The organism is Methylobacterium sp. WL18 (assembly GCF_008040015.1).
GTDB lineage: Bacteria > Pseudomonadota > Alphaproteobacteria > Rhizobiales > Beijerinckiaceae > Methylobacterium > Methylobacterium mesophilicum.
This window is the reverse complement of record NZ_VRVD01000157.1, coordinates 1-8,723: the sequence shown is the minus strand read 5'-3', so window position 1 is coordinate 8,723 and position 8,723 is coordinate 1. Positions and strand designations below refer to the sequence as shown.

Annotated in this window: 6 protein-coding genes and 1 pseudogene; all 7 read left to right on the top strand. The window is 68.2% G+C overall.

Annotated features, from left to right (window positions below):
• Nucleotides 1–14 precede the first annotated feature (14 nt).
• A complete protein-coding gene (locus FV228_RS13415) occupies nucleotides 15–1,598 on the top strand; it encodes a DHA2 family efflux MFS transporter permease subunit (protein ID WP_147855078.1) in 1,584 nt (527 codons plus the stop codon).
• Between the two features lie 191 nt (nucleotides 1,599–1,789).
• On the top strand, nucleotides 1,790–2,944 hold the full coding sequence (locus FV228_RS13410; protein WP_147855077.1) for an RIP metalloprotease: 1,155 nt from the start codon (nucleotides 1,790–1,792) through the stop codon (nucleotides 2,942–2,944).
• Nucleotides 2,945–3,351: 407 nt separating this feature from the next.
• Nucleotides 3,352–5,922, top strand: a complete 2,571-nt coding sequence (gene bamA, locus FV228_RS13405) for an outer membrane protein assembly factor BamA (protein WP_147855076.1) — start codon at nucleotides 3,352–3,354, stop codon at nucleotides 5,920–5,922.
• A 50-nt stretch (nucleotides 5,923–5,972) separates the two neighbouring features.
• Nucleotides 5,973–7,043, top strand: a complete 1,071-nt coding sequence (lpxD, locus tag FV228_RS13400) for a UDP-3-O-(3-hydroxymyristoyl)glucosamine N-acyltransferase (RefSeq protein WP_147855075.1) — start codon at nucleotides 5,973–5,975, stop codon at nucleotides 7,041–7,043.
• Nucleotides 7,044–7,164: 121 nt separating this feature from the next.
• The gene (gene fabZ, locus FV228_RS13395) at nucleotides 7,165–7,641 is read left to right on the top strand and encodes a 3-hydroxyacyl-ACP dehydratase FabZ (RefSeq protein WP_147855074.1); all 477 of its coding nucleotides are present in this window, start codon (nucleotides 7,165–7,167) and stop codon (nucleotides 7,639–7,641) included.
• Nucleotides 7,638–8,456 (top strand): acyl-ACP--UDP-N-acetylglucosamine O-acyltransferase, encoded by an 819-nt coding sequence (gene lpxA, locus FV228_RS13390; protein WP_147855073.1) that lies wholly within the window; start codon nucleotides 7,638–7,640, stop codon nucleotides 8,454–8,456. The genes fabZ and lpxA overlap by 4 nt, the downstream gene beginning before the upstream one ends.
• 10 nt (nucleotides 8,457–8,466) lie before the next feature.
• Nucleotides 8,467–8,723, top strand: a pseudogene (locus tag FV228_RS13385) (DUF1009 domain-containing protein); the annotation flags it as partial.

Here is an 8,723-nt window from a genome sequence, read left to right as displayed (position 1 = left end):
CGCTGAGCCCGACCATGGCCGCCACCGCCGCCGCCATTCCGGCCGGAGCCCCGGCCGCCGAGCCGCCGATGGACCGCCGCCGCATGGTGGCGTTCTTCTGCATGGTGTTCGGGATGTTCATGGCGATCCTGGACATCCAGATCGTCTCGGCCTCCCTCAACGAGATCCAGGCCGGCCTCTCGGCCTCTGGCGACGAGATCCCCTGGGTCCAGACCAGCTACCTGATCGCCGAGGTCATCTCGATCCCGCTGTCGGGTACCCTGTCGCGGGTTCTCTCGACGCGCTGGATGTTCGCGATCTCGGCGGGCGGCTTCACGCTGATGAGCGTGATGTGCGCGACCTCCTCGTCGATCTCCGAGATGATCGTCTGGCGCGCCGCGCAGGGCTTCATCGGCGGCGGCATGATCCCGACCGTGTTCGCCGCCGCATTCACGATCTTCCCGCCGTCCAAGCGCACCATCGTGTCGCCGATGATCGGCCTGGTGGCGACGCTGGCGCCGACCATCGGGCCGACGATAGGCGGCTACCTCACCGACCTGATGTCCTGGCACTGGCTGTTCCTGATCAACGTCGTGCCCGGCATCGTCGTGACGGTCTCCACCTGGATCCTGATCGATTTCGACAAGCCGAACTACGACCTGCTGAAGTCGTTCGACTGGGCCGGCTTGGCGTTCATGGCGGGTTTCCTCGGCTGCCTCGAATACGTCCTCGAGGAGGGGCCGAACCACGATTGGCTGCAGGACGAAGCGGTCTTCGCCTGCGCTCTGGTCTGCGGGGTCTCGGGACTGCTGTTCTTCTGGCGCGTGTTCACGGCCAAGCAGCCGATCGTCGACCTGCGCGCCTTCTCCGACCGCAACTTCGCCAGCGGCTGCGTCGCGAGCTTCGTGCTCGGCATCGGCCTGTACGGGCTGACCTACATCTACCCGGTCTACCTCGCCCGGGTGCGCGGCTACTCGGCGCTGATGATCGGCGAGACCATGTTCGTCTCAGGCCTATGCATGTTCGCCACGGCGCCGATCGCCGGCCGGCTCTCCGGCAAGGTCGATCCGCGGATCATGATGGGGATCGGCTTCGTGGGCTTCGCCTGCGGCACGTGGATCGTCACCGGACTCACCAAGGACTGGGACTTCTGGGAACTGCTGTGGCCGCAGGTCCTGCGCGGCTGCTCGCTGATGCTGTGCATGATCCCGATCAACAACATCGCGCTCGGCACCTTGCCGCCGGCCCGGATGAAGAATGCCTCCGGGCTCTACAACCTCACCCGCAACCTCGGCGGCGCGGTCGGCCTGGCGCTGATCAACACCGTACTCAACGCCCGCTGGGACCTGCATCTCGCCCGGCTCCACGAGCGCTTCACCTGGGCCAACACCGCTGCCCTGGAGCGCCTCGACTCCATGCAGCGCGGCTTCGACTCCTATGGCAGCGCCGCTCCCAGCATGGCGCTCAAGGCCATGTCCAATACGGTCCGGGGCCAGGGCCTCGTCATGGCCTTCGAGGACGTGTTCCTCGCGCTGACGGTGCTGTTCCTGGCGATGGCCTGCGCCGTGCCGCTGATCCGCCGACCCCGAGCGGCCGCTGGCGGGGGTGGGGGGCATTGACGGTGTGTACGGCGTAGGGCCGAGGACAGCGGGGATCGTTTGTCCCGATGTGCGCCGCCGCGCTGCGCGCTGCCCCGCGACCACCCGCTTCAGGCCCGGAGGATTGCGTTGGCGGTCAACCGCACCGATCTGCTAGACCGGCCGGATGGCCGGCCTGAGAAGCCGGCGCAGAGACGGCCAGGGATCGGCTTATGGACTTTCTCAACGCGATGGGCGGGACCGCCGGCGGCTTCTTCGGAGCCGTGATCCCGTTCCTGTTCGTGCTCACCGTGGTGGTCTTCGTCCACGAGATGGGCCACTTCCTGGTCGGCCGCTGGTGCGGGGTGGGCGTGCACGCCTTCTCCCTCGGCTTCGGCCCGGAACTGTTCGGGTTTAACGACCGGCGCGGCACCCGCTGGAAGCTCTGCGCCATCCCGCTCGGCGGCTACGTGAAGTTCCACGGCGACGCCAACGGCGCCAGCATGCCGGATCCGGAGACGATCGCCCGGATGTCCCCGCACGAGCGGGCGATCAGCTTCCCGACCCAGCCCGTGGCCAAGCGCGCCGCGATCGTCGCCGCCGGCCCGGTGGCGAACTTTATCCTGGCGATCCTGCTGTTTGCCGGCGCGATCTGGCTGGCCGGGCGCTACGAGCTGCCCGCCCGGGTCTCCTCCGTGGAGCCCGGCAGCGTCGCCGCCCAGGCCGGCTTCCAACCCGGCGACGTGATCACCGCCATCGACGGCGAGAAGATCGGCGACTTCAACGCCATGTACCGCACCGTGACCGGCAGCGCTGGCACGCCGCTGACCTTCACGGTGGAGCGGGCCGAGCAACCGATCACCATCCAGGCGACGCCCGCCACCTACGAGGAGAAGACGCCCTTCGGCCGCCACCGGATCGGCCGGCTCGGCATCCGCTCGCCCGCAGGGTCGGAGGCGCGGCTCGTCCGGTACGGGGCGCTCGATTCCCTCGATCTCGGCGTGCGCGAGACCTACTTCGTGGTGGAGCGGACCTTCTCCTACTTGAGCAAACTCGCCACCGGTCGGGAATCGGCCGACCAGCTGTCGGGTCCGATCGGTATCGCCCGGGTTTCCGGCGAGGTCGCCAAGAACGGCGGCGTCGGGGGGCTCGTCGGCCTCATCGCGCTGCTCTCGGTCTCGATCGGCCTCCTGAACCTGTTCCCGGTGCCGCTGCTCGATGGCGGGCACCTGCTGTTCTACGCCTTCGAGGTCGTCCGCGGTCGTCCGCTCAGCGAGCGCGCCCAAGAGATCGGTTTCCGGATCGGCCTCGCCCTGGTCCTGATGCTGATGCTGTTCGCCGCCTGGAACGACATCCTCAACCTCGGCGCGTCCTGGCGGAACACCTGATCCAAGGACCCCGCGTGGGCACCGGTCCGATCTCCACCGGAATCGGTGCCCTAATCCCGCCGCGATACCGCCCGGAGACTGCCTCGAAGGCGCCCCGCCCGGTGCTTAAAACAGGGTTAACGCCAACATTGGTAGGCGCGAAAACAGGTGTGGCCGCAAAGATTTACAGGCCATTCACCATGATCGGGGCTTTGCCCGCACGGTCCGCCCGCCGTTAAGTGGCGCGAAGGCCACGACCCCCCAAAATCCCCTGACGATGGCCTCCCGCGCGTTTGCTTGGCAGGGGAATCCCGCTAAGAGCTACGCTTGGACCTGAAGCCACGCTTGGACCAGGGTGACAGGACGACCGGTCAACGGTCGCCTGTGACGGGCTAACCCCCGCGACCAGAACAGAAACGGGCGATTGCATGATGTCGTTGACGGGGAAGCCCCGACGTAAGTCGGTGCGGAAGACCATCGTCCTAGTCGCTGCCGGTGCGGGCCTGGTCCTGAGCGGTGCCGCCCAGGCGCAGCAGATCGTCGTCCAGGGCAACCAGCGCGTCGATGCCGACACGATCCGGTCCTACGTGACCGGGACGGCGTCCGGCTCCGCCGAGGAGGCCCGGCGCAACCTGCTCGCCAGCGGCATGTTCTCGGACGTGAAGGTCGCCCAGTCCGGTGGCCGCACGGTGGTCACCGTCCGCGAGAACAACCTGATCAACCGGGTCGTGTTCGAGGGCAACAAGAAGGTCGAGAAGGCGACGCTCGAGGGCATCGTCGAGGCGAAGGCCCGGGGCCCCTACAGCGAGGCCATCGTCAACGCCGACCTCGCCCGCATCCGCGACGTCTACAAGCGCTTCGGCCGCGGCACCGCCAAGGTCACCTACCGGACCGTGGACCTGCCGAACGGCCGGGTCGACGTGATCTACCAGGTCGACGAGGGCGACAAGACCGGCATCATCTCGATCAACTTCGTCGGCAACAACGCCTATTCGGAGCGGACCCTGAAGGGGCTGATGAGCTCCTCCGAGATGAACTTCCTGTCGTTCATCAAGACCTCCGACGTCTATGATCCGGACCGCATCACCACCGACCTGGACCAGGTGCGCCGCTACTACCTGAAGAACGGCTACGCCGACTTCCAGGTGGTCAGCGCCGACGCCCGCTACGTCGAGGGCGACAGCTCGGGCTACGTCATCACCGTCACGGTGAACGAGGGCGAGCAGTACAAGGTCGGCGCGGTGGCGGTGGATTCCCGCCTGCCCGGGATCGACACCGCCAAGCTCGACAGCAACATCACCGCCGCGGTGGGCGACGTCTACAACGCCGACGACGTGGAGCGGACGCTCAACAACGTCACCCGCGAGGTCAACCGCGCCGGCTACCCGTTCGCCCAGGTCCGCCCGACCGGCCAGCGCGACCCCGCGACCCACCAGGTCTCCCTGGGCTTCGTGGTCGAGGACGGCCCGCACGTCTACGTCGAGCGCATCAACATCCGCGGCAACACCCGCACCCGCGACTACGTCATCCGCCGCGAGCTGGATATCGCCGAGGGCGATGCCTACAACCGCGTGCTGACCGACCGGGCCGAGCGGCGCCTGAACGGCCTCGGCTTCTTCAAGAAGGTCCGGTTCTCCAACGAGCCCGGCTCCGCGGCCGACCGCGTGGTCATCAACATCGATGTCGAGGATCAGCCCACGGGTTCGTTCTCGGTGGCGGGCGGCTACTCCACCCAGGACGGCATCATCGGCGAGGTCTCGGTCTCCGAGTCCAACTTCCTCGGCCGCGGCCAGTATGTCCGCCTCGCCGGCACGGGCGGCCAGTACTCGCGCGGCGTCGACTTCTCGTTCACCGAGCCGTACTTCCTCGGCTACCGGCTCGCCGCCGGCTTCGACGCCTTCTACAAGTACTCCGACCTGACCCGGTACTCGCGCTACGAGACCACGGTGTATGGCGGCCAGCTGCGCCTGGGCCTGCCGATCACCGAGGAGTTCGGCATCACCCTGCGCTACTCGCTGTACAACACCGAGCTGAAGGTGCCGAACACCCTCAAGCGGCCGTACAACGACTGCTCGACGCCGATCCCGGGCTACACCGCGACCTACGCGGGCGGCACGATCGACCCGAACAGCGGCCGCAACATCGGCGGCCAGTCGGTCTACCCGAACTGCGCGTATGACGGTGAAGCCTCGATCGCCATCAAGGGCTCGCAGGGCAACACGCTGACTTCGCTGGCCGGCCTGACGCTCGCCTACTCGACCCTCGACGTGGTCGGCGCGCCGCGCAACGGCCTCTACGCCGAACTGAAGCCCGACGTCGCGGGCCTGGGCGGCGACTCGAAGTTCTTCCGCGTCACTGCGGACGCGCGCTACTACAAGGAGTTGTTCGAGGACGTGATCGGCTTCGTCCGGTTCCAGGGCGGCCACATCAACGCCATCGACGGCAAGCCGCTTCGCGTCACCGACGAGTTCTTCCTCGGACCGTCGCTGGTCCGCGGCTTTGCGCCCAACGGTATCGGCCCGCGCGACGTCGGCATCGCCGACGCCCGCTCCAACGCCATCGGCGGTTCCACCTATATCGGCGGCACCCTCGAAGTGCAGTTCCCGCTGCCCCTCATCCCGCGGGATCTGGGCCTGAAGGGCGCAGTCTTCGCCGATGCCGGTACGTTGTTCGGCTATAGCGGACGGCGCAACTTCAACGTGAACGGCGACGGCTTCATCAACGGGATCTCGCCGCAGACCGGGAAGTGCAACTTCTCTGCGTTCAACATCGGCGTCGAGCCGGAATGCGTGAACGTCCGCGACACGGCCGCGATCCGCTCCTCGATCGGCGCGTCCATCCTGTGGAACTCGCCGCTCGGCCCGATCCGGTTCGACTACGCCTATGCCTTGACCAAGGACGAAGGTCAGTCGGTCTACGTGCCGCTGCTCGGCAAGGTCGGCCATATCGGCAAGGATCAGACCCAGGCGTTCCGCTTCTCCGGCGGCTCGCGGTTCTGATAAAAACCACGCGCACCGGCCGGATTTCTCCGGCCGGTGCGTTGCCCTGCATGTCAGATCCCGATTTCTTCGCCGCGACCGGCTTCCTCACCCTCGCCGACGTCGCCGCCGCAGCCGGTGCTTCCCTGCCCGAGGGCGCGGACCCCGAATGCAGGCTCAGAGCCGCGGCCCCGCTCGAGAGCGCCGGGCCGGACGACCTTGCCTACATGGACAATGCCCGCTACGGCGACGCGCTCGCCGCGACCCGGGCCGGCGCCTGCCTGGTGAGCCCGCGGTTCGCGGCGCGATGCCCGGCCGGGACCGTCGCGCTGGTCAGCCGGGACCCGTACCGAGCCTACGCGGCCCTGCTCGGCCGCCTGCACCCGGACGCCCTGCGTCCCGGCTCTCAGTTCGGTGGGCGTAGCATCGCCCCGGGCGCCCATGTCCACCCGGATGCCCGGTTGGAGGAGGGGGTCACGGTCGATCCCGGCGCGGTGATCGGTCCCGGCGTCGAGATCGGGTCCGGCAGCGTCATCGGCCCGAACGCGGTGATCGGCCCCGGCGTCCGGATCGGGCGCGACTGCTCCATCGGCGCCGGCACGACCCTGAGCCACGCCCTCGTCGGCAACCGGGTGATCCTGCATCCCGGCGCCCGGCTCGGCCAGGACGGATTCGGCTTCGCCATGGGCGCGACGCATCTCAAGGTGCCGCAGATCGGCCGGGTGATCGTTCAGGACGACGTCGAGATCGGCGCCAACACCACGATCGACCGGGGTGCCTCGCGCGATACGGTCATCGGCGAGGGCACCAAGATCGATAACCTCGTCCAGATCGCCCACAACGTCGTCATCGGTCGCCACTGCGTGATCGTCTCGGGGGTCGGCATCTCGGGCTCGACCACTCTGGAAGATTACGTGGTGCTCGGTGGCCAGGTCGGCGTGGTCGGCCACCTGCGCATCGGCCGCGGCGCCCAGATCGCCGGCTCCTCCAACGTCAACCGCGACGTCCCGCCGGGCAGCCGCTGGGGCGGCACTCCGGCCAAGCCGGTGCGGGCGTGGTTCCGCGAGCTGACGACGCTGGCCCGGCTGGCGGAGCGGTCGAGCAAGGATACGGGGAAGGATCCGCCCTCGGACGCCGTGTGATCGCGGCCCGTAGCCTGGAAACCCTTGCGCTTCCGCCGATTTCTTCCGAAGAGGGCGTCCGTCCGTCATGGAGGGCGGATATCGGTCCGCCCGATGGCGGTGACGCGAGGTACGGGATTCGATGAGCGAGGCGGCGCGCGACACCAACGAGGAGCTGGGCACAGCCGACATCCAGACGCTGCTGGAGCTGCTGCCGCACCGCTACCCGTTCCTGATGATCGACCGCATCGTCGAGATCGATCGCGACGAATCTTGCGTCGGCATCAAGAACGTCACCGCCAACGAGCCGCAATTCATGGGGCATTTCCCCGGAATGCCCGTCTTTCCCGGGGTGCTGCTGATCGAAGGCATGGCTCAGACCGCCGGCGCGATCTGCTGTCGCCACATCCGGACGGATGAGCTGCGGACCAAGCAGGTGTTCTTCATGACCATCGACAAGTGCAAGTTTCGCAAGCCGGTCACCCCCGGCGACCAGGTGCGCTTTCACATGAAGAAGATGAATCACCGCAGGACCATGTGGTGGTTCCGGGGCGAGGCGCGGGTCGACGGCGTGCTTGTGGCGGAGGCCGAGATCGGCGCCATGCTGGTGACGGAGTGAGCGACGCCCTCATCCACCCGAGCGCCGTGATCGAATCCGGCGCCGAGATCGGGGACGGCGTGCGGATCGGCCCGTTCTGCCATGTCGGCCCGGAGGTGGTGCTGGGGGAGGGGTGTGAACTCCTCAGCCACGTGGTCCTGGCCGGTCGCACCACGATCGGCCCCCGCACCCGGATCTTCCCGTTCGCCTCCATCGGTCACCAGCCGCAGGATTTGAAATACCGGGGCGAGGCCTCGACGCTGACGATTGGATCCGATTGCCTGATCCGCGAGGGCGTCACCATGAACCCCGGCACCAGCGGGGGCGGCCTCGAGACCTCGGTCGGCGATCACTGCACCTTCCTGGCCAACTCCCATGTCGGCCACGATTGCCGGGTCGGCGACCACGTCATCTTCTCCAACAACGTGATGCTGGCCGGCCATTGCAGCGTCGGCGATTACGCGATCCTGGGCGGCGGCGCCGCCGTGATCCAGTTCGCGCGGGTCGGGGCGCACGCCTTCGTGGGCGGCCTGTCCGGCCTGGAGAACGACTGCATCCCGTACGGCATGGTGCTCGGCAACCGCGCCTACCTATCCGGGCTCAACATCATAGGCCTGCAGCGCCGCGGCTTCGCCCGGGAGGACATCCACGCGCTCCGGCGGGCCTACCGCCTGCTGTTCGCCCCCGAGGGCACGCTGATGGAGCGGGTCGAGGACGTGGCCGCGACCTTCGAGTCCCACACCGCCGTGTCCGAGATCCTCGCCTTCATCCGGGCCGGCGGCAAGCGTTCGATCTGCACGCCCCGCGAGCTTCCGGTTCCGATCGGGGCGGCCTGAGCCCTCCGCCATGGCCGATGCTGCGCCGCTGCCCGAGGGCACACTCGTCCTGATCGCCGGCGCCGGCCGGCTGCCCGAGCTGGTGGCCGAGTCGTTGAACCGGACAGACCGGCCGTTCCGGCTGATCGCGCTCCGCGGCTTCACCGAGCGGTCCCTGCGCGCCAGGGCCGACGCCACCGTCGACCTCCTCGATCTCGCGGCGATCCTCAAGCTGCTGCGCCGATGGGGGCCGGCCGTGATGGTGCCGGCCGGCGGCGTGTCGCGGCC